Genomic DNA, 18,154 nt, shown 5'->3' with positions numbered 1-18,154 from the left:
GATCCGCCCCGGCGGCACCGAGCAGGAGGATCCATGAGCGATTTCACCGAGAACCCGTCCGCCGCGCTGTCCGCGTTCGTGGCTGCCGCCGGAGGCGTCGTCATCGCGACCGAGCCGGTCGACGGCGGCTTCCCCGAATCCGCGTGGGTCAACACGGCCGTCACGCCGTCCGGTCTGATCGTGTTCTGGACGTCGAAGGAATCGCGCAAGGCCCTCAACCTGCAGTCGAACCCCAAGGTCTCGCTCGTGGCGGTGGACGGCCAGGGTCATGAGATCCAGGCCCATGCTGAGGCTCAGGTCCTGACCGGCCCGGAGGCAGGGCAGGCCGGTCAGGCGCTCGCTCAGGCCCACCCCGGAGGCGATCCCGATCCGGAGACCGCGATCCTGGTGGGGCTATCGGTCGTGTGGGCCCGGTGGGTCGACGCCACGCAGGTGCCCCCGCACGCGGAGGAGGCCTCCTTCTGAGCTTCAGCTCGAGCGCTCGGCCAGGCTCCGGCAGCGGCTCAGCGCCGCCAGGATCTCCGCGCGACGCGGCCTGGCCATGTCGCCTGGATGCCCCCGATGCGCGGACAGCGTGTCCAGGCCGTCGCGGTCGATCGTCTCGAGAATCCGATCGATCGCCGCGGCCGCTGTCGTCGTCCCGTCCAGGTGCCCGGCCGCAGCGTCCAGCGCCAGGGCGATCGCCTGGGTCTGGCCCGGCTCCATGAGCTGGGCCAGCGCCGAGAGGTCGACGTCCTCGTGGCCTCGCTGGATCGTGTGCAGTCCCCGGGCCCGCGACGGCTTGGGGCGCTCGCCGTTTCCGCTCGATCCCCGTTCGCGCCGGCCGCGCTCGGAGCCGCCGTCGCGGCGCGGGGCGCCCAGGGCTCCGGCAGGCAGCACGCGGTCCACGCCGTGGGGGAACAGCTCGTCGTCGCCCTCCTCCAGGGCGGCAGGCTGCTCGGCGATCAGCTGTCGCACCTGGGCGGTGGCATCGCGTGGCTGGTAGGACTCCATGGCGATCACGTGATCGGCGGCCTCGAAGAACGCGCTCGAGCCGCCGGCCACCAGCACGGTCGAGACACCGAGCTGGCGGCGCAGCGGGCCGATCCGGTCCATGAAGGGCGTGATCGGCTCGGCATCGGCCGGGATCAGGGCGCGCATGCGGGCGTCGCGGATCATGAAGTTCGTGGCCGAGGTGTCCTCGTCGATCAGCAGGGCGGGGCTGCGCGCCTCGAGCGCCTCGACCAGACCGGCGGCCTGGGAGGTCGAGCCGCTGGCATTGGCAGTGACGAACGCGGAGGTGTCGGTGCCCTGCGGAAGCCCCCCGATGAACGGGGAGATGTCCGTGCCGGCCACGCTGCGTCCGTCCTCGGCGCGGATGGACGTGGCGTCGGGACGGGTGAGCACCCACTCGCGTCCATCGCCGGCGATATGCGGATGGATCCCGCGCTCCAGCGCGCGCAGCAGCGTGGACTTGCCGTGGTAGCCGCCGCCCACGATGACCGTGATGCCCTCCGGGATCCCCATGCCGGTGACCATCCGGCCGCTGGGCAGCTCGAAGCTCGTGCGCAGGGTCTCGGGGCACTGCAGGGGCTGTGCGCCGCGGCGCAGCGGAAGGTCGGAGTCCCCGGAGGCCCGCGGCAGGATCGAGCCCTCGCCCACGAAGGCGATCAGCCCGCGCTCGCGCAGCTGCGACTGAAGATCCAGCTGATCCAGCACCAGCTCCACATGCTTCCGCAGCGCCTCGACGTCCAGGGCGCCGGGCAGCAGCGAGCACTCCACCGCCTCGGGCAGGGCCTCGGCCAGCAGTGCCGTCGCCGCTCGGCCGCGGATCCGTCGCCCGCCGGCCGGCAGCGCGGCCTCCAGCCGCAGCTCCACGCGCTCGCGATCGACGAGCACGGCCGTGCGCTCCAGGACCTGCTGGCCGGGGGTCATCATCCGCAGCGAGCCGGCTGACTTGTCGTGGCCGCTCGGGGTGACCCGCTGCAGCGCCGCGCAGAACCCGCGGTTCAGGTGATCGCCCGCGGCCACGCGCTGGGAGTGCTCGCGCACCAGCTCGGCTGGCACCGCGGTCGCCGCGCGATCGAGCTCCAGGCGGATCTTCGACGGCGGCGCGTACGGATCGGACTGCACGTGATCCACGTGCAGGACCGCGGGGCCCAGGTCCCAGGCACCCTGCAGATCGCGGTAGGCGGGGTAGCCGCGCCCGTCCATCCGGGCGAGCTCACGGCGGAGGTCATCGAGGGTGCGCATCCTTCCAGGCTAGGCACGAGCTCGGCGTCTCGGCCAGCGAGGGCCACGCCGTCCGCGTCGTCTCCGACGGGTGCCGCGGTGGCGCCCCTCGTGCGTCGAGCGGCGCCGTGGCGTGCCCAGCCGCATCGTCGGGGGCCTTCCGTACTCTGGTGCCTCATGAGCGATCCAGCCCCCCGTGACGCCGCCGGCAGCGGCCGGGAGAGCACCGCCGAGCGAGCCCATGAGTTCATCCGCGTGCTCGGCGCGCGGGCGAACAACCTGCAGGACGTCGACCTCGAGATCCCCAAGCGCCGACTCACGGTCTTCACGGGGGTCTCGGGCTCGGGAAAGTCCTCGCTCGTGTTCTCGACCGTCGCCGCGGAGTCGCAGCGGCTGATCAACGAGACCTACAGCTCGTTCGTGCAGGGGTTCATGCCGTCCATGGCGCGCCCCGACGTCGATCTGCTGGAGGGCCTGACCGCCGCGATCATCGTGGACCAGGAGCGCATGGGCTCGAACCCGCGCTCCACGGTCGGCACCGCCACCGACGCCCACGCGGTGCTGCGCATCCTGTTCTCCCGGCTGGGGGACCCGCACATCGGTCCGCCCCCGGCGTTCTCGTTCAACACGCCGTCGGTCACGGCCAAGGGCTCCATCACCGTGGCCAAGGGCAGGCAGGAGAAGCAGCTGAGCTCCTTCACGCGCACCGGCGGGATGTGCCCCGAGTGCGAGGGCCGCGGCACGGTCTCGGACCTGGATCCGCATGAGCTCTACGACCCGACCAAGTCGCTCGAGGACGAGGGCGCCATCAAGGTCCCCGGCTACAAGGCCGGCGGCTGGTCCGTGCGCTACTACGCCGAGTCGGGCTTCCTGGACCCGACCAAGAAGATCGGCGACTACACCGAGCAGGAGCTGCACGACTTCCTGCACCACGAGCCCGAGCGCATCAAGTTCCGGGGCATCAACACCACGTACGAGGGCCTGATCCCCAAGATCCGCACCTCCATGCTCTCCAAGGACCGCGAGTCCATGCAGCCCCACATCCGGGAGTTCGTGGACCGGGCCGTCGCCTTCTCGACCTGCCCGCAGTGCGGCGGCACCCGGCTGTCCCAGGCGGCGCTGTCGTCGCTGATCGACGGCAAGTCCATTGCCGATCTGTGCCGGATGCAGATCACGGAGCTCGCCGAGTGGGCCCGCACCCGCGACCTGCCCTCGGCCGGTCCGCTGCTGGAGTCGCTGCAGCAGATCCTGGACTCGTTCATCGACATCGGCCTGGGCTACCTCTCCCTGGACCGAGCCACCGGCACGCTCTCGGGCGGCGAGTCCCAGCGCACCAAGATGATCCGCCACCTGGGCTCGGCGCTCTCGGATGTCACCTATGTCTTCGACGAGCCCACCACCGGCCTGCACCCGCACGACATCGAGCGCATGAACCGCCTGCTGCTGAGCCTGCGCGACAAGGGCAACACCGTGCTGGTCGTCGAGCACAAGCCCGAGGTCATGCGCATCGCCGACCACATCGTGGACCTCGGCCCCGGGGCGGGCTCCGACGGCGGGCGGATCACCTTCCAGGGCGGCTTCGACGAGCTGCGCGCCTCCGAGACCCTGACCGGGCGCCACGTGGAGTACCGCGCCCGCCTCAAGGACGACGTCCGTCGGGCGAGCGGCGCGCTCGAGATCCGCGGGGCGGATGCCCACAACCTCCAGGACGTCGACGTCGACATCCCCCTGGGCGTGCTCACCGTCATCACGGGCGTGGCCGGGTCGGGCAAGTCCTCGCTGGTCCACGGCTCGCTGCCGGCCGATGCCGCGCAGGCCCACGGCGTGGTGAGCATCGACCAGGCCCCGATCCGGGGATCGCGGCGCTCGTCCCCGGCCACCTACACGGGTCTGCTCGAGCCCATCCGCAAGGCCTTCGCCAAGGCCAACGGCGTCAAGCCCGCGCTGTTCTCCGCGAACTCGGAGGGCGCCTGCCCGCAGTGCGGTGGCGCCGGGGTGATCGAGACCGATCTGTCCGTCATGGCCTCGGTCTCCAGCCCGTGCGAGCTGTGCGAGGGGCGCCGCTACGACGCCTCCGTGCTCGAGCACACCTTCGGCGGCAAGGACATCGCCCAGGTGCTGTCCATGTCGGTGGCTGAGGCTGCGGAGTTCTTCGCCGGCGCAGAGGCCAGGATCCCGGCCGCGCAGAAGATCCTCGCCCGGCTGCAGGACGTGGGCCTGGGCTACCTGCGGATCGGCCAGCCGCTGACCACGCTGTCCGGCGGCGAGCGTCAGCGCCTCAAGCTGGCGGCGCACCTGGGGGAGAAGGGCGGGGTGATCGTGCTCGACGAGCCGACCACCGGCCTGCACCTGGCCGACGTAGCCGCCATGCTGGAGATGCTCGATCGCCTCGTGGACGGCGGACGCACCGTGATCGCCGTGGAGCACCACCAGGCGGTCATGGCCCACGCGGACTGGATCATCGACCTGGGCCCGGGCGCGGGCACCGAGGGCGGGCGCGTGGTCTTCCAGGGGACCCCGCGCCAGCTCGTCGAGGACGCCTCCACGCTGACCGGGCAGCACCTGGCGGAATACGTGCAGGACTGACGACGGCGGCCGACCCTGCATCGGCCCCAGAGCCATGACGGGCCGGTCGGCCTCTGTCCGCCGTCGAGCGTGCTCAGGCCGGCCACATCCCCGAGGCGCCCCGGCGGTGGGAGCCCATCAGGTGCAGGTCGACCATCCCGATCGCCGACATCAGCGCGTACATGGTGGTGGGCCCCACGAACACGAAGCCCTCCTTCTTCAGCGCCTTCGACATCGCCTTCGACTCCGGCGACTGGGTGGGAACCTCGGCCATGGTCCGCGGCTGCGGTGTGGTCTCCGGCTGGAAGGACCAGATCAGCTGCGCCAGCCCGCCCTCGTCCCGCAGCGCGATCGTGGCCTGAGCGTTCGTGATCGTGGCCCGGATCTTGGCCCGATTGCGCACGATGCCGGCATCGGCCATCAGGCGGGCCTCGTCGTCGTCGCCGAATCCGGCCACGGCCTCCGGGTCGAAGCCGGCGAAGGCCTTGCGGAAGGCCGGGCGCTTGCGCAGGATCGTGGCCCAGGACAGCCCGGACTGGAAGGCCTCGAGGCTCAGCCGCTCGAACAGTCCCTGCTCGTCGCGGATCGGCATGCCCCACTCGGTGTCGTAGTACTGCTGCAGCAGCGGGCCGGCCGCCGCCCACTCGGGGCGCAGCAGCCCGTCGTGGCCGCGCACGAGCCCGTGCTCGTCGGGCGCGGCTCCCGGATGGTCGGCGCTCGGATCGCTCATGGGGCTCCTCGGCTCGAGAGACGGAAGACGGCGGGCGCGCTGCTGCGCGCCCGCCGAGATCCTACGGTCCGGCGAACCCGCCGGGGGTGCCTGCGGCTCAGACCGCGGCGTGCTTGCCCTTGCCGTGGATGAGCCCGCGGCGACCGGAGATCCGATCCCACAGCGGGCTGACGATCACGGCCAGCACGAGGAACGCGGCGAGGACGCCCAGCAGTCCGAGCACACCGGTGCCGAGACCGGCATCCGCCTTGGCGTCGAAGAAGAAGACGTCGCGGGTGCACAGCCACAGGTAGTGCAGCGGCTCCCACTGGGACAGCCCGTGGAAGAACCCGGGCAGCGCCTCGGGCGGGGAGACGGCCCCGGCCGAGGGCAGGCCCATGAAGACCAGGTAGAACATGGCCACGAGCATCCCGGCGCTGCCCATCACGGTGATCAGCGACAGGGTCGCCGCGCCGAAGGTCACGATGCCCAGCCAGGTCACCAGGAACAGCGTGCCGCCGTTGGGCATGGGGACATCCACCATTGCCCCGGCCAGCATCATCAGGCCCGACGCCCCGGCGGCGCCGATGATCACGATGCCGAGCTTGAGCGCGAAGGTCGCCAGCCGGGACATGCCGGTGGGGGGGTAGAACTTCAGCGAGGGGCCCATCTCCCAGGGGGTCACGCCGTTGAGCCCATCCACGAGGGTGGACACCGCCACGGAGCCGGACAGGCCCACGACCAGCGCCACGATGGCCCAGTAGAAGGGACCCATGCCCAGGGCGGCGCCGTCGGGAAGCTCCTCCCAGACCGTCTGGTTCTCGACGATGGGATCGCTGAGCGTGCCCTCGGCGACCGTGGTGAGGCTCGGGGTCGGGCCGTCGGCCTTCTCGAGCTGCTGGATCTGGCTCTGCGCGCTCGGCAGCAGCTGCTCGCCCAGGTTCGAGGACGCCGACGAGACGGCCGGATCCATCACGCCCGTGGCCAGCCGGGAGGTCATGGACCCGGCCTGAGGGGAGGTGACGATGTCGATCACCGGCTGTTGGCCGTCGCCGTCGCCGCCCAGCGAGGCGCTGATCAGCGCGGTCGAGCGCTGGCTGAAGTCCGAGGGCACGACGATCGCGCCGTAGGCAACGCCGCGGTGCAGGGCGTCCTCGGCGTCCTCGCGGGAGAGCAGACGGAAGTCCACCTCGTCGCTGTCATCGCCCTGAGCCACGATCGCGTCGGCGATCTCCTGGCCCATCTGCACGTCGGTCTGCTTGCCGTCGGGCCCGGGCATCTGCGCGCCCTCGTCCTCGTTGACCACGGCGATCGGGAACTCGTGCAGGTTCTGCTGGGGCGAGCCGAGCCCGCCCATGTAGAGCAGGACGCCCAGGAAGCCGATGGCCATGACGGCCAGCGGCGGCAGCACCCAGCGGACGGTCCGCGGCAGCGCTCGCACGATCGGCCGAGTCGTGTCTGGCTTGTGAGAAGGTGTCAATTCGTGCTCCTCGCTTGACGTTTCGGGTATTCTCAATACACTGATGTATTGAATGTCTGGTATCCACGCTACACTCGAGCACTGCACTGATAGGACTCGACGGGAACTCGAAGGGACGTGAGATGCACGACGCATGGGCGGATGCCGACACGGAGGTCGCCAAGCGATCGCGCACGCAGACTCGACGCCGCCTGATCGAGGCTGCACCCAGGGTATTCGTGGAGCGCGGGATCGGTGGAGCCAGTGTGGCGCAGATCTGCTCGGCAGCGGGCTTCACCCGCGGTGCCTTCTACAGCAACTTCGAGTCCAAGGAGGAGCTGGCCGCAGCCATCTACGTGGACCACGTCGACGGTCTGGTCGAGCTGCTCTCGCACCGCGTGGTCGAGCAGCTCGAATCGGGCATGGCCATCGGCAGGATCCTGCGAGAGGTCTTCGACGCGATCGCAGGGGTCTCCAACGGCTCCGACTGGCACCTGTTCCGGCTCGAGATGCACCTGGCCTCCCGTCGCAGCGAGCAGATGCGCCGGGTCGTCGAGGACCAGTACGAGCGTCTGCTGGGAGCGGCCGAGGAGGCGCTGGGACACGCCCAGTCCCATGGGGTGCGGCTCCAGCTGCCCGTCGACGTCCTGGCCCGTCTCTTCGTGGCCGTGCGCGACGGCGAGGAGATGCGCGTGCAGGCACCCGTCGGCGACAGCCTCCTGCATCCCGTGTGGGATGCGTTCACGATCATCCCCAGTGATGATCAGCGCATGTCTCGGGCATGACTAGACTGTCTGTGATCATCCGCATCTGCGTCATGCGCCGGGGGCTGATGAGCATGCGTCCGGCGGACGGCTCACGGGCCGACCGCCTCTCGTCGGCCTGACGGCCCGCGAGCACGACTTCTACCGAGGAGCACGGAAGCCATGAGCACGCCGTCCGAGAGCACCGCCCCCTCCGCTGGCCCTGAGACCACCACCATCCAGGTCGTCACGGAGGTCCTGTCGCGGGAGGCCAACCGCCGCCTGACCGCCGAGGAGCGCGCCGCCGTCGAGGCCCTGCCTCCCCGCACCGCGATCCTGGTGGAGACGGTGGAGAACGGTGCCCGCGCCTCCCGCTTCCTGCTGGACACCGATGAGGTCTCCGCTGGCCGCCACCCCAGCTCGGACGTCTTCCTGGACGACGTCACCGTCTCGCGCAAGCACGCCGGCTTCCTGCGCCGGGAGAACGGCTTCGAGCTCGTCGACCAGGGCTCGCTCAACGGGACCTACGTCAACGGCGACCGCGTGGACTCCGTGCGCCTGGACAGCGGCGACGAGGTCCGCATCGGCAAGTTCACCTTCGTCTACTACAGCTCCGCCCGCACCGCCGGTCAGGGCGCCTGAGCCGCTGGCCGCACCAGGAGCCTGCCGCGCGCGTCGTCCTCGACGCAGTCAGTCGCATCCGTTGAAGGGAGGACGCCCGTGAGCGATCAGCCCGCCGCCGACCGGCCCGTCCGCCGCGTCAGCATCGGCCCGCTGCTGCGTGCGCTCGAGCCGGACTTCCCCGGCATCACTGCCTCCAAGATCCGATTCCTCGAGGATCAGGGGCTCGTGCACCCCGAGCGCACCGCCTCGGGCTATCGCAAGTACAGCGCCCAGGACCTCGAGCGCCTGCAGGCGGTGCTGCGACTGCAGCGCGAGCACTACATGCCGCTGAAGGTCATCCGCGAGCTCGCCGACGCCGGGCGGCTGCTGGACTTCCAGGAGCCTGCCGCACCGGTCGCCTCGAAGGACCGTGAGCCTGCCGAGAGCTCGGAGCAGCAGCAGCAGTCGGATGTGCCGTCGTCGGGGCCCATGATCAGCCGCCGCAGCGAGCACTCCCTGACCATGCGCGAGCTGTGCCGGCGCTCCGGTGCCGGCGTGGCGCTGGTGCGGGAGCTGCTGAACTTCGGGCTGATCCGCGACGGCGAGGGCCACTTCGACAGCCACGACATCGCCGTGGCGGCCGCCGCCCGCGAGCTGCAGGCCTTCGGCGTGGAGCCGCGGCACCTGCGCACCCTCAGGCAGGCCGCCGACCGGGAGACCGGGCTCGTGGAGCAGGCCGTGGCCACCGAGGCGACCCGGCGCACCCAGGAGTCGGCGCGCCGAGCCGCCCAGCGCGCCGAGGAGATCGCCGGGCTGTGCCTGTCGATGCACGCCGCGCTCGTATCCAGCCGCCTCGAGCAGCTGCAGCGGGGGATCGCCCCCGAGGAGCCGTCGCAGGGCTGAGGCGGCACCGCAGCCGGCCGCGAATGATTCGGAAAGGACCGCCATGGCCCAGGAGGACCACCTCATGGAGATCGACGGTGTGCGCATGGATCTGCCCTCCGCACAGCCCGTCGTGATGCTGCGCGAATCCAGCGGCAGCCGCTTCCTGCCGATCTGGGTGGGCAGCTCCGAGGCCACCTCGATCGTGTTCGCCGTGCAGGGCATCGAGCCGCCCCGCCCGCTGACTCACGATCTGCTGCTGTCGGTCGCCGCCTCCTTCGGCCGCAGCCTCGAGCGGGTGCGCGTGCACATGGTCGAGGACACGGTCTTCCACGCCGCGCTGGTCTTCGACGACGGCACCGTGGTGGACTCCCGGGCCTCGGATGCCATCGCGCTGGCGGTGCGCGTCGAGTGCCCGGTGCTGTGCGCGTCGTCGGTGCTGGAGCAAGCCGGGCTGATCATGACGGGCGACGGCGAGCTGCGCGAACCCGGGGAAGCGGCGCCCGGCGACGGCGATTCTGCGGGCCCCGAGGAGGCCGACCGGCAGGTCAGGCGCTTCCGCGACTTCCTGGACACGGTGGATCCCGAGGATTTCCGGGGCTGACGGGTAGACTTTCCGGAAGCGAGTCCGTCGGGCCCGCTTCCGCCTCCGGCATCTGCCGCGGGACGTCATCGGCAGCACAGGAAGGGAGGACGCGCGTGAAGGACACCGACCACGTCGAGCACCTCTCCGCCGGTTTCCCGGACGAGCTCCTCTCCGAGGACCCCCTCCTGCCGATCTTCACATCCCTGACCGGCGGCACCCAGGGCGTGCTCTTCGACGACGAGCGCCAGGTTCTTGACGACACCGTCGGCTATCGCGGCGCCACCGCCTGCAAGATCGCCGGTATCACCTACCGTCAGCTCGACTACTGGGCGCGCACCGAGCTCGTAGAGCCCACGGTGCGCAGCGCCAAGGGCTCCGGCACGCAGCGGCTCTACAGCTTCCGCGACATCGTCGTGCTCAAGATCGTCAAGCGCCTGCTGGACACCGGCGTCTCGCTGCAGCAGATCCGCTCGGCTGTCCACGCGCTGCAGGAGCGAGGCGTGGAGGATCTGGCCCGCCTGACGCTCATGAGCGACGGCGCCTCGGTCTACGAGTGCACCTCCCAGGAGGAGGTCATCGATCTCGTCCAGGGTGGGCAGGGCGTCTTCGGGATCGCCGTGGGCCGCGTCTGGCGCGAGGTCGAGGGCTCCCTGGCCGGAATGCCCCCGGCCAACGGAGATGCCGAGGCCGGGGAGTTCCCCGGCGACGAGCTCTCCGCCCGGCGTGCGCGCCGCCAGCAGAACGTCAGCTGATCCCGGGCTTCAGCGCCTGATCCGGCCCGTCCGCCGAGCCGACGGCTCGATCCGACTCCGACCGTCCGCATCGGGCAGCCGTTTCTCGGCCGCCGATTCCTCGAGCGGTCTCTTCGTCACTTCCGGCTCATGGAGCGCCCCCGGCTCGGCGGCGCGGAACCAGACGGCTCAGTCCAGCAGGCCCCTCAGGATCGAGGTGAAGCGCGCTGCCATGTCCGCGGCATCGGCGCCCGGCCAGCGGTGGATCGGCCAGGCAGCGCCCTGCGCGCGATGCCACACGGGGCGATCGGGGATGACCTGAGAGACCAGCAGGGCGCCGAACAGCTCCTGCAGCTCTGCCACGCGATGCTGATGCTCGGGATCGTCCTCGGCCACCTTGTTGACCAGCACGGAGGCCGAGGGCACGGCGCGCTTGGAGCTGGTCTCGAACTGACCGATCGCCGTCATGGTGCGCTGCGCGCCGGCCACGGAGAACAGCGACGGCTCCGCGACGGTGAGCACCTTGTCCGAGGCAGCCCAGGCCAGCCGGGTCAGGGCGTTGAGGTTCGGCGGGCAGTCCACCAGCACCAGGTCGTAGTCCGTGTCCAGCCCCTCGAGGGCGCGGGAGAGCCGATCCAGGTCCTTGCCGCGGAAGGTCGAGCGGTCCAGGCGCGAGGAGTTCGACGACCCCGGCAGCACGTCCAGGCGGGCCGAGGAGGTCCTGCCGGTGTCCCGGGCGGCCGCGTGCTCGCGCTCGATCCACGCCGAGGGCACGGCGGCGGCACGGGCGCCGGAGCGGGCCACGCGGCCGTTGAGCACCGAGCCCGCATCCGCAGAGCTGCTGGCGACGGCGCCGAGGCCGGTGGTGGCATCGGCGTGCGGATCGAGATCGACCACGAGGGCGCGATGGCCGTCGTCCATGGCCGCCGAGGCCAGGCCGAGGGCCACGGAGGACTTGCCGACCCCGCCCTTGAGGCTCGAGATGCTCACGATCTGCACAGTGGGATCCTCCGACGTCGGTGCCTCCGCCTCTGGGGATGCTCCATGTGGGGGAACAGGCGGGCGCCCTCATGGTACCCAGCGAGGGCCGCCGGACCGGCAGGGCGGCAGCGCGCCGCCGCGCCGATACAGTGGGGGCCATGCGACGCTTCGACATCATCATCATCGGCTCGGGCTCGGGCAACACGATCCTCTCGGAGGCCTACGAAGGTCTGGACGTCGCGCTCATCGACGGCGGGATCTTCGGCGGAACCTGCATCAACGTGGGCTGCATCCCCACCAAGATGTACGTCTACCCTGCGGAGATCTCCGAGTCGGCGCGCGAGCTGGACCGGCTGGGCGTCTCCGTCTCGATCCAGGACGTGCGCTGGCGCGAGATCCGGGACCGCATCTTCGGGCGGATCGACGCGATCTCCGTGGGCGGGCTGGCCTACCGGCAGTCGCTGGAGAATGTCACCGTGTTCCAGGAGATGGTCCGCTTCACCGGTCCCAAGACGCTGATGACGGCCTCGGGCGAGCAGCTCACGGCGAATCAGATCGTGATCGCCTCCGGCTCGCACGTCACCACCCCGGGGGTGCCCGGCGAGGACCTTCCGCAGGTGCACACCTCGGACACCGTGATGCGCATCGACGACCTGCCGCAGCGCGTGGTAGTGGTCGGCGGCGGGTTCATCGCCGCGGAGTTCGCGCACATCTTCCACGGACTGGGCTCCTCGGTCGTGCAGCTCAACCGCTCCGGGAGGCTGCTGCGCGCCCATGACGCCGAGATCGTCGAGCGCTTCACCGCCGCGGCCTCCGAGCAGTGGGACCTGGCCCTGCACCAGGGCATCGAGGCCATCGTCGACAACGGCGACGGCACCGTCACCGTCCGCTCGATCGCCAGCGGCGACGGCTCCGCACCGGCGGGCGAGGTGCGCGAGGACGTCGCGGACATCGTCCTGCTGGCCACTGGCCGACGCCCCGCGACCGACCTGCTCGACCCAGCCGCCGGTGGCTTGGGGGTCGACGAGCGCACGCATCTGCTGCAGGTCGACGAATTCCAGCGGGTCCTGTCGCCCACGGGCGAGGTGGTCGAGGGCATCTGGGCGCTGGGCGATATCTGCAGCCCCTGGCAGCTCAAGCACGTGGCCAATCACGAGGCCCGGGTGGTCGCCCACAACCTCCTGCACCCGGACTCCCTGCTGCGCAGCGACCACCGCTTCGTGCCGTCTGCGGTGTTCACGCATCCGCAGATCGCCTCCGTGGGCATGACCGAGGGCCAGGCGCGGACCTGGGCGGCCGAGAACGGCACCGAGATCGCCGTGAAGGCCCAGGAGTTCGGCGACGTGGCCTACGGCTGGGCCATGGAGGACCGCTACGGGCTGTGCAAGCTGATCGCCGACCGGTCCACCGGCCAGCTGCTGGGCGCGCACATGATCGGGGAGTCCTCGTCGTCGCTGATCCAGCCCCTGATCCAGGCCATGAGCTTCGGGCTCGACGTCTCCTCGATGGCCCGCGGCCAGTACTGGATCCACCCGGCTCTGGCGGAGGTCGTGGAGAACGCGCTGCTCGGGCTGGATGTCGACGTCGACGAGGCTGTGGCGCTCGAGCACTGAGCTGCTGGACTGGATGGGCGGTGGCCCCCTCCCTTGACTGCTTCGCTTGATGTCTGCGGAGGGGCCCACTGCCCATCCCTTACGTGTGGCAGTCCGGTTCCCCGCACGTCCCGGTCCCCAGCGGGGGCAGGCCGAGTCGACGCCTGCGTGCGCGCTTCGGGGCCTTGTGCGGCATCGAAGCGTCGATTCGGCGGGGTCGGACGGGTCAGGTGCGGGCGGGCTGGCGGAGGTGGCCGGCGGCGAGCACGGCGAGCACCGCCGCCACCGGGATCACCAGGAAGGCCAGTCGCAGGCCGAGCGCATCCGACACGACGCCCACGAACGGCGACAGCGACAGGAACGCCCCGCGCATCAGCCAGCTCACGACCGCCAGACCGGTTCCAGGGCGCAGGCCGGGGACCAGATCGGCGGCGTGGTAGGCGGAGGGCACCAGCGTGGCCGAGCCCAGCCCGGCCAGGAAGAACCCGGCCACGGCAGCAGCCGGTGCCGGAGCGGCGACGACCAGGCCCAGGCCAGCCGCGATCCCCACTGCCCCCAGGCGCGCCATGGTCACGTGCCCCAGCCGATCGACCATGCAATCGCCCAGCAGGCGGCCGATGAACTGGGCACACATCAGCGCTACCAGGCCCAGCCCGGCCATCGTGGCCGAGGCCTCCAGGACCTGGCTCAGGTACAGGGCCGACCAGTTCTGCCCCAGATCCTCGACCATCACACCCGTGATCGACACGACCGAGATCAGCAGCAGCATCAGCACCGCGCGGCGGGCGGGCCCGGCGCTGCCCGGCGACGCCGTCGCAGCCGAGGCCGCCCCCGATGACGGCTCGTGTGCGGCAGCCGCCACCCCCGGCGCGTCCTGCTCGGACAGCCCGGGCAGGTCCTGGGCCGGCTCGGGGCCGTCCGCCGGCAAGGCGTCCTGCTGCGCGGACGACTCGGCGAGAGGTCGCACCCTGGCGACCTCTTCCATGGTGAGCACCCGGGTCCCGGCGAACACCGCCACGGCGGAGAAGAGGATGCCGCTGATCGCCAGATGCACGGCCAGGGGCGCCTGCAGCGCCAGGGCAGCCGTGCCCATCAGCCCGCCGATCACGGAGCCGAGGCTCCACAGGGCGTGCATGGAATTGAGGATCGAGCGGCCCATGGCGCGCTGGACGTCCAGGGCCTGCGCATTCTGAGCGGTATCGGTGATGGCATCGAGCATGCCTGCGAGCATCAGGGGCACGATGTAGGCCAGCAGCACCAGCAGGCCGCCGCCGATTCCTCCGGAGACGCCGGCGAGCAGGATCATGAGTGCGATGGCCACGGAGCCCATGACCGCAGTGCGCCCCGAGCCCCATCGCCGCATGATGGGAGCCGGTGCCGTGCCTGCCAGCAGCGACCCCAGCGGGAAGGCGATCACCACGAAGCCGTAGACCGAGTTCGACAGCTCGAAGGCGTCCTTGATCTGCGGCAGACGCGGCAGGAGGTTGGCGAAGACCGCTCCATTGACCAGGAACAGCAGGGCCGCGCCCAGACGGGCCCGCCGAAGACGCTCTGGGCTGAGGAAGGATCCGGCGGGCGAGGGCATCGGCCCAGCCTAGTCGCCCTGCGGACCCTCCCCACGGCGCTGGTCAGCGCCGTCGTCCTCGACCTCCTGGGAGCCGAGCCGCAGCTCGCGCAGCCGCTCGAGGGAGGCCTCCGACGACTCCCGGACGCGCTCTCGCAGACCGCGCAGCTCCTCGCGCAGCTGGGCGGCGCGCTCGCGCGTCATCTCCTGGCGAGGGGCCGGAGCGGGCCGGGAGTAGATCTCCTCGATCTGCTCGGCGAAGTCCTGCAGGATCACCGCGCGGCGCAGCTTCAGCGAGGGCGTGAGGTGCCCCGAAGCCGGTGTGAAGTCGACGGGCAGGATCTGGAACGCGCTGATTCCCTCGGCCCGGGAGACGCGGCGGTTGGCGAAGTCCACGATCTCCTGCACGTGCTCGATCACCGCGGGATGCTCGGAGGCCTGCGCGGCAGTCATGGACGGGTCCAGGCCGAGCGCGCGCAGGCACTGCGGCAGCAGCTCCGCGTCCAGGGTGATCAGAGCGGCGATGAACCGCCGGCCGTCGCCGATGACCATGCACTGGCTGACGATCGCCGCGGTGCGGATGGGGCCTTCGAGGACATCGGGGATCACGTTCTTGCCGGCGGCCGTCACCAGGATCTCCTTCTTGCGCCCGGTGATCCGCAGCATGCCGCGCTCGTCGAAGGCTCCGAGGTCTCCGGTGGCGAACCAGCCGTCGTGCAGCGCCTTCTCGGTGAGGTCGGGGCGGCCGTGGTAGCGGGCGAGCACATGGGGCCCGCGGACCTCGATCTCGCCGTCCTCGCCCAGGCGCATCTCATGCCCGGGCAGGGGCCGCCCGACGGTGCCCAGCGCGGCGGTGCGCGGAGTGTTCGCGGCCACCGGGGCGGTGGTCTCGGTCAGGCCGTAGCCCTCGACCACGAAGATCCCCATGCCGGCCAGGGTGTGGGCGAGCTCCTCGCCCAGGGCCGCGCCGCCGGAGATCGCCCAGCGCACGCGCCCGCCCATGGCATTGCGCAACGGCGCGTAGACCAGGCGGTCCCAGAGCCGGTGGCGCAGCTTCAGCGCGGGGGAGACGCGGCCGTCCTGACGCTGACGGGAGAAGGCCTCCGCGTCCTCGACGGCGCGCTGGAAGATTCCGGCGCGCAGCCTCCCTCCGCCCTCGGCCTTGAGCCGAGCGCTGGTCATGATCTTCTCGAACACCCGCGGCACGGCCAGCAGGAACGTGGGCTGCACGCGCTGCAGATCGTTCATCAGCGACTTCACATCCGGGGTGTGGCTCAGGGCGACGCCGCCGTGGACCGAGATCACCTGGACCATGCGGGCGAACACGTGGGCCAGCGGCAGGAACAGCACGGTGCGGGAGCCGGGGCGGACGACCTCGGGCAGGAACGGACGCAGGTTCTCGCTCAGGAACACGAAGCTGCGGTGCGTGAGCTCGCAGCCCTTGGGCGGGCCGGTGGTGCCGGAGGTGTAGATGATCGTGGCGGTGTCGTCGAGCCCGCGGCTGGTGCGTCGCCGCTCGAGCTCGTCGTCCTCGACGGCGGTTCCCACACCGATCAGCCGCGAGAGGTCCTCGCCGGTGCCGTCCAGGCGCCAGATCCGCTCGGCGGCGCTCAGCTTCGAGCCCAGCTCGGGAGCGTCGTCGAAGCCGTGGAGGCTGCCCGCCGCCAGATCGTCCGCGGCCTGTCGGACAGCGGCCTCGAGCCGCTCGTCCTCCACGAAGACCGCGCGAGCCTGCGAATCGCCCAGGTTCCACGCGATCTGATCCGGCGACGAGGAGTCGTAGACCGGGACCGGCACCGCACCGGCCCACCAGATCGCGAAGTCGACCAGTGTCCACTCGTAGCGGGTGCGCGAGAGGATGCCGACGCGATCGCCGGGCTCGATCCCCGCCGCCACCAGTCCCTTGGCCACGGCCCGGACCTCGTCGCGGAAGGCGCTCGCGGTCACCTCGACGGATCCGTGCGCGTGGAGGCGCTCGTAGAGCACCGGGTCCTGCGGGGAGTCCGCGCGCTGGACGAGCAGGTCCGTGATCCGCTGGGCCTGCAGCTCGGCGACGACGGCGGGCTCGGCTTCGATGGTCAAGGTCATCCTCCTGGGCTCGTGCGCGTTCGTGATCTCGTCGATGGGGGAGTCAGGTGCCGCGGATCAGACCTGGGCGCCGTCGTCGTAGTCGCTGCGATCCTCGGGCAGAGCCTGGAACAGCGAGACCAGGCTGCCGAGGATCAGCGCCAGACCGGGGACCCACAGCCACCAGGGGAGGCCGTCGAGCAGGAACCCCAGGACCAGCAGCGCTGCGGCGACGCCGAGCAGCACGGCCCAGGCCATGATCGTGCCCGGGCGCATGCCTGCCGTCACCGGCCCGGGGTCCTGCGGCTGCCAGTCGTCGTCGAGGAGCTCCGGCTCGTCCGTCTCCGGAGCCAGCTCGAAGCCGCGGGGTTCGCGGGCCCGGTCCTCGAGCTCAATCGGAGCCTCGTGGCTTTGGACCTCCTCAACGGGCGCGCCGTGGGCCGGGGCCGCCTCGGCAGCCGCGCTGTCGGCGGGGGCGTCGTCTTCCTGGAGCCGGCGGACGAGGTCGCCCCAGGCGCGGGCGTCGCTGTCCGGATCTCGCTCGGGCGGGGTCATGGCGTCATCCTCTCACTGTCTGCGCGCCCGATCCCCATCGGGTGCGCGCCGACCGCTCGCACGGCTGTCCTTCATGCGACAATCACTGCGCGGCGGGGCTCACCGCCGTTGCAGGGGTCCGTCGAGCACCGCGCACGGGCCGTTCCAGATCCAGTCACGATGCCCGCGAACCGGGCCACGAGGAGTGCAATACGCCATGGTCTACATGTTCCTGAAGGACTGGATCGTGACCCCGCTGGTCAACGCCGCCTTCCGGCCGGAGGTCGAAGGCGCCCACCACGTCCCGGACCAGGGGGCGGCGATCCTGGCGAGCAACCACCTCTCCGCCGCAGATCACATCTTCATGCCGATCGCGGTGCAGCGGCAGATCTTCTTCCTGGCGAAGTCCGACTACTTCACGGGCCGCACGCTCAAGGGCCGGGCAATCGCCGCGTTCTTCCGCGCGATCAACCAGATCCCCATGGACCGCTCCGGCGGGCGCAAGTCCGCGGCCTCCCTGTCGGCCGGCGGTCGCAAGCTGGCCGAGGGCGAGCTGCTCGGCATCTACCCGGAGGGCACGCGCTCCCATGACGGCCGCCTGTACCGCGCCAAGATCGGTGTCGCCCGCCTGGTCATGGAGTCCGGCGCACCGGTCATCCCGATCGCCATGATCAACACGGACGTCGTCCAGCCCCTGGGCACGCCCTTCCCCGCTCCGTGGCGGCAGAAGGGCAAGCGCGTGAAGACGATCTTCGGCGAGCCGCTGGACTTCTCCGAGTACAAGGGCCGCACCGGCGACCGCGTGGCCGCCCGGGAGATCTCCGACCGCATCATCCAGGCGATCCAGGAGCTGTCCCACCAGGAGTACGTGGACGTCTACGCCGCCGACGCCCGCCGCGACCTCGAGCGCGGGGCCTCCTGAGCCGA

Annotated in this window: 16 protein-coding genes; 9 read left to right on the top strand and 7 right to left on the bottom strand. The window is 71.1% G+C overall.

The window, feature by feature from the left end; translation table 11 throughout:
* Nucleotides 1-33: 33 nt before the first annotated feature.
* Nucleotides 34-465 (top strand): pyridoxamine 5'-phosphate oxidase family protein, encoded by a 432-nt coding sequence (locus QSJ40_RS08380; RefSeq protein WP_285730130.1) that lies wholly within the window; start codon nucleotides 34-36, stop codon nucleotides 463-465.
* A 3-nt stretch (nucleotides 466-468) separates the two neighbouring features.
* On the opposite strand, the gene QSJ40_RS08375 is transcribed toward QSJ40_RS08380, so the two are convergent.
* Nucleotides 469-2,232, bottom strand: coding sequence for an ABC-ATPase domain-containing protein (locus QSJ40_RS08375; RefSeq protein WP_285730128.1), 1,764 nt, complete (start codon nucleotides 2,230-2,232; stop codon nucleotides 469-471).
* 156 nt (nucleotides 2,233-2,388) lie between these two features.
* Here QSJ40_RS08375 and QSJ40_RS08370 point away from each other — a divergent pair, with 156 nt between their 5' ends.
* Nucleotides 2,389-4,797 carry an ATP-binding cassette domain-containing protein gene (locus tag QSJ40_RS08370; protein ID WP_285730126.1) on the top strand — a complete coding sequence of 803 codons (2,409 nt, stop codon included), beginning with the start codon at nucleotides 2,389-2,391 and terminating at the stop codon, nucleotides 4,795-4,797.
* A 73-nt stretch (nucleotides 4,798-4,870) separates the two neighbouring features.
* On the opposite strand, the gene QSJ40_RS08365 is transcribed toward QSJ40_RS08370, so the two are convergent.
* Nucleotides 4,871-5,506, bottom strand: coding sequence for a DNA-3-methyladenine glycosylase I (locus QSJ40_RS08365; RefSeq protein ID WP_285730124.1), 636 nt, complete (start codon nucleotides 5,504-5,506; stop codon nucleotides 4,871-4,873).
* A gap of 97 nt (nucleotides 5,507-5,603) precedes the next feature.
* A complete protein-coding gene (locus QSJ40_RS08360) occupies nucleotides 5,604-6,965 on the bottom strand; it encodes a YhgE/Pip domain-containing protein (RefSeq protein ID WP_285730122.1) in 1,362 nt (453 codons plus the stop codon).
* Nucleotides 6,966-7,087: 122 nt separating this feature from the next.
* On the opposite strand from QSJ40_RS08360, the gene QSJ40_RS08355 reads away from it, so the two are divergent.
* The 5 genes from QSJ40_RS08355 to QSJ40_RS08335 all read left to right on the top strand — a co-directional run bounded on the left by QSJ40_RS08355 (nucleotide 7,088) and on the right by QSJ40_RS08335 (nucleotide 10,510).
* Nucleotides 7,088-7,729 carry a TetR/AcrR family transcriptional regulator gene (locus QSJ40_RS08355; RefSeq protein ID WP_206390608.1) on the top strand — a complete coding sequence of 214 codons (642 nt, stop codon included), beginning with the start codon at nucleotides 7,088-7,090 and terminating at the stop codon, nucleotides 7,727-7,729.
* Nucleotides 7,730-7,870: 141 nt separating this feature from the next.
* Entirely contained in the window at nucleotides 7,871-8,329 is a 459-nt protein-coding gene (locus tag QSJ40_RS08350) for an FHA domain-containing protein (RefSeq protein WP_053447523.1), read from the top strand.
* A gap of 78 nt (nucleotides 8,330-8,407) precedes the next feature.
* Nucleotides 8,408-9,193: a transcriptional regulator FtsR gene (ftsR, locus tag QSJ40_RS08345; protein ID WP_006214809.1), complete on the top strand. Its 786-nt coding sequence runs from the start codon at nucleotides 8,408-8,410 to the stop codon at nucleotides 9,191-9,193.
* Between the two features lie 43 nt (nucleotides 9,194-9,236).
* Nucleotides 9,237-9,776, top strand: a complete 540-nt coding sequence (locus QSJ40_RS08340; protein ID WP_053447522.1) for a bifunctional nuclease family protein — start codon at nucleotides 9,237-9,239, stop codon at nucleotides 9,774-9,776.
* Nucleotides 9,777-9,943: 167 nt separating this feature from the next.
* Entirely contained in the window at nucleotides 9,944-10,510 is a 567-nt protein-coding gene (locus QSJ40_RS08335; protein ID WP_040560965.1) for a MerR family transcriptional regulator, read from the top strand.
* Nucleotides 10,511-10,678: 168 nt separating this feature from the next.
* Here the strand turns inward: QSJ40_RS08335 and QSJ40_RS08330 are convergent, their stop codons facing one another.
* Complete coding sequence (locus QSJ40_RS08330) at nucleotides 10,679-11,488, bottom strand: ParA family protein (protein ID WP_006214812.1); 810 nt, start codon at nucleotides 11,486-11,488, stop codon at nucleotides 10,679-10,681.
* A 140-nt stretch (nucleotides 11,489-11,628) separates the two neighbouring features.
* Here QSJ40_RS08330 and QSJ40_RS08325 point away from each other — a divergent pair, with 140 nt between their 5' ends.
* Nucleotides 11,629-13,083: a mycothione reductase gene (locus QSJ40_RS08325; RefSeq protein WP_006214813.1), complete on the top strand. Its 1,455-nt coding sequence runs from the start codon at nucleotides 11,629-11,631 to the stop codon at nucleotides 13,081-13,083.
* 205 nt (nucleotides 13,084-13,288) lie between these two features.
* Here the strand turns inward: QSJ40_RS08325 and QSJ40_RS08320 are convergent, their stop codons facing one another.
* The 3 genes from QSJ40_RS08320 to QSJ40_RS08310 are packed head-to-tail and all read right to left on the bottom strand — an operon-like array spanning nucleotide 13,289 to nucleotide 17,248.
* A complete protein-coding gene (locus QSJ40_RS08320) occupies nucleotides 13,289-14,647 on the bottom strand; it encodes an MFS transporter (protein WP_285730113.1) in 1,359 nt (452 codons plus the stop codon).
* Nucleotides 14,648-14,656: 9 nt separating this feature from the next.
* Complete coding sequence (locus QSJ40_RS08315; protein ID WP_285730111.1) at nucleotides 14,657-16,714, bottom strand: AMP-dependent synthetase/ligase; 2,058 nt, start codon at nucleotides 16,712-16,714, stop codon at nucleotides 14,657-14,659.
* Nucleotides 16,715-16,771: 57 nt separating this feature from the next.
* The gene (locus QSJ40_RS08310; RefSeq protein WP_285730109.1) at nucleotides 16,772-17,248 is read right to left on the bottom strand and encodes a hypothetical protein; all 477 of its coding nucleotides are present in this window, start codon (nucleotides 17,246-17,248) and stop codon (nucleotides 16,772-16,774) included.
* 196 nt (nucleotides 17,249-17,444) lie between these two features.
* Here QSJ40_RS08310 and QSJ40_RS08305 point away from each other — a divergent pair, with 196 nt between their 5' ends.
* Nucleotides 17,445-18,149 carry a lysophospholipid acyltransferase family protein gene (locus QSJ40_RS08305; RefSeq protein ID WP_024290273.1) on the top strand — a complete coding sequence of 235 codons (705 nt, stop codon included), beginning with the start codon at nucleotides 17,445-17,447 and terminating at the stop codon, nucleotides 18,147-18,149.
* The last annotated feature ends 5 nt before the right edge of the window (nucleotides 18,150-18,154 follow it).

This window comes from Kocuria sp. NBRC 114282, assembly GCF_030268385.1.
GTDB lineage: Bacteria > Actinomycetota > Actinomycetes > Actinomycetales > Micrococcaceae > Kocuria > Kocuria palustris.
The sequence above is the reverse complement of the archived record's forward strand: the minus strand, read 5'-3'. Positions and strand labels throughout refer to the sequence as shown.

Bases quoted from the DNA above. Each gene is read 5' to 3' on its own strand.
- QSJ40_RS08355 (WP_206390608.1), top strand. From the start codon at position 7,088: ATGCACGACGCATGGGCGGATGCCGACACGGAGGTCGCCAAGCGATCG.
- QSJ40_RS08320 (WP_285730113.1), bottom strand. From the start codon at position 14,647: ATGCCCTCGCCCGCCGGATCCTTCCTCAGCCCAGAGCGTCTTCGGCGG.
- QSJ40_RS08325 (WP_006214813.1), top strand. From the start codon at position 11,629: ATGCGACGCTTCGACATCATCATCATCGGCTCGGGCTCGGGCAACACG.
- QSJ40_RS08340 (WP_053447522.1), top strand. From the start codon at position 9,237: ATGGCCCAGGAGGACCACCTCATGGAGATCGACGGTGTGCGCATGGAT.
- QSJ40_RS08375 (WP_285730128.1), bottom strand. From the start codon at position 2,232: ATGCGCACCCTCGATGACCTCCGCCGTGAGCTCGCCCGGATGGACGGG.
- QSJ40_RS08310 (WP_285730109.1), bottom strand. From the start codon at position 17,248: ATGACCCCGCCCGAGCGAGATCCGGACAGCGACGCCCGCGCCTGGGGC.
- QSJ40_RS08380 (WP_285730130.1), top strand. From the start codon at position 34: ATGAGCGATTTCACCGAGAACCCGTCCGCCGCGCTGTCCGCGTTCGTG.
- QSJ40_RS08365 (WP_285730124.1), bottom strand. From the start codon at position 5,506: ATGAGCGATCCGAGCGCCGACCATCCGGGAGCCGCGCCCGACGAGCAC.
- QSJ40_RS08315 (WP_285730111.1), bottom strand. From the start codon at position 16,714: ATGACCTTGACCATCGAAGCCGAGCCCGCCGTCGTCGCCGAGCTGCAG.
- QSJ40_RS08350 (WP_053447523.1), top strand. From the start codon at position 7,871: ATGAGCACGCCGTCCGAGAGCACCGCCCCCTCCGCTGGCCCTGAGACC.
- QSJ40_RS08370 (WP_285730126.1), top strand. From the start codon at position 2,389: ATGAGCGATCCAGCCCCCCGTGACGCCGCCGGCAGCGGCCGGGAGAGC.
- QSJ40_RS08305 (WP_024290273.1), top strand. From the start codon at position 17,445: ATGGTCTACATGTTCCTGAAGGACTGGATCGTGACCCCGCTGGTCAAC.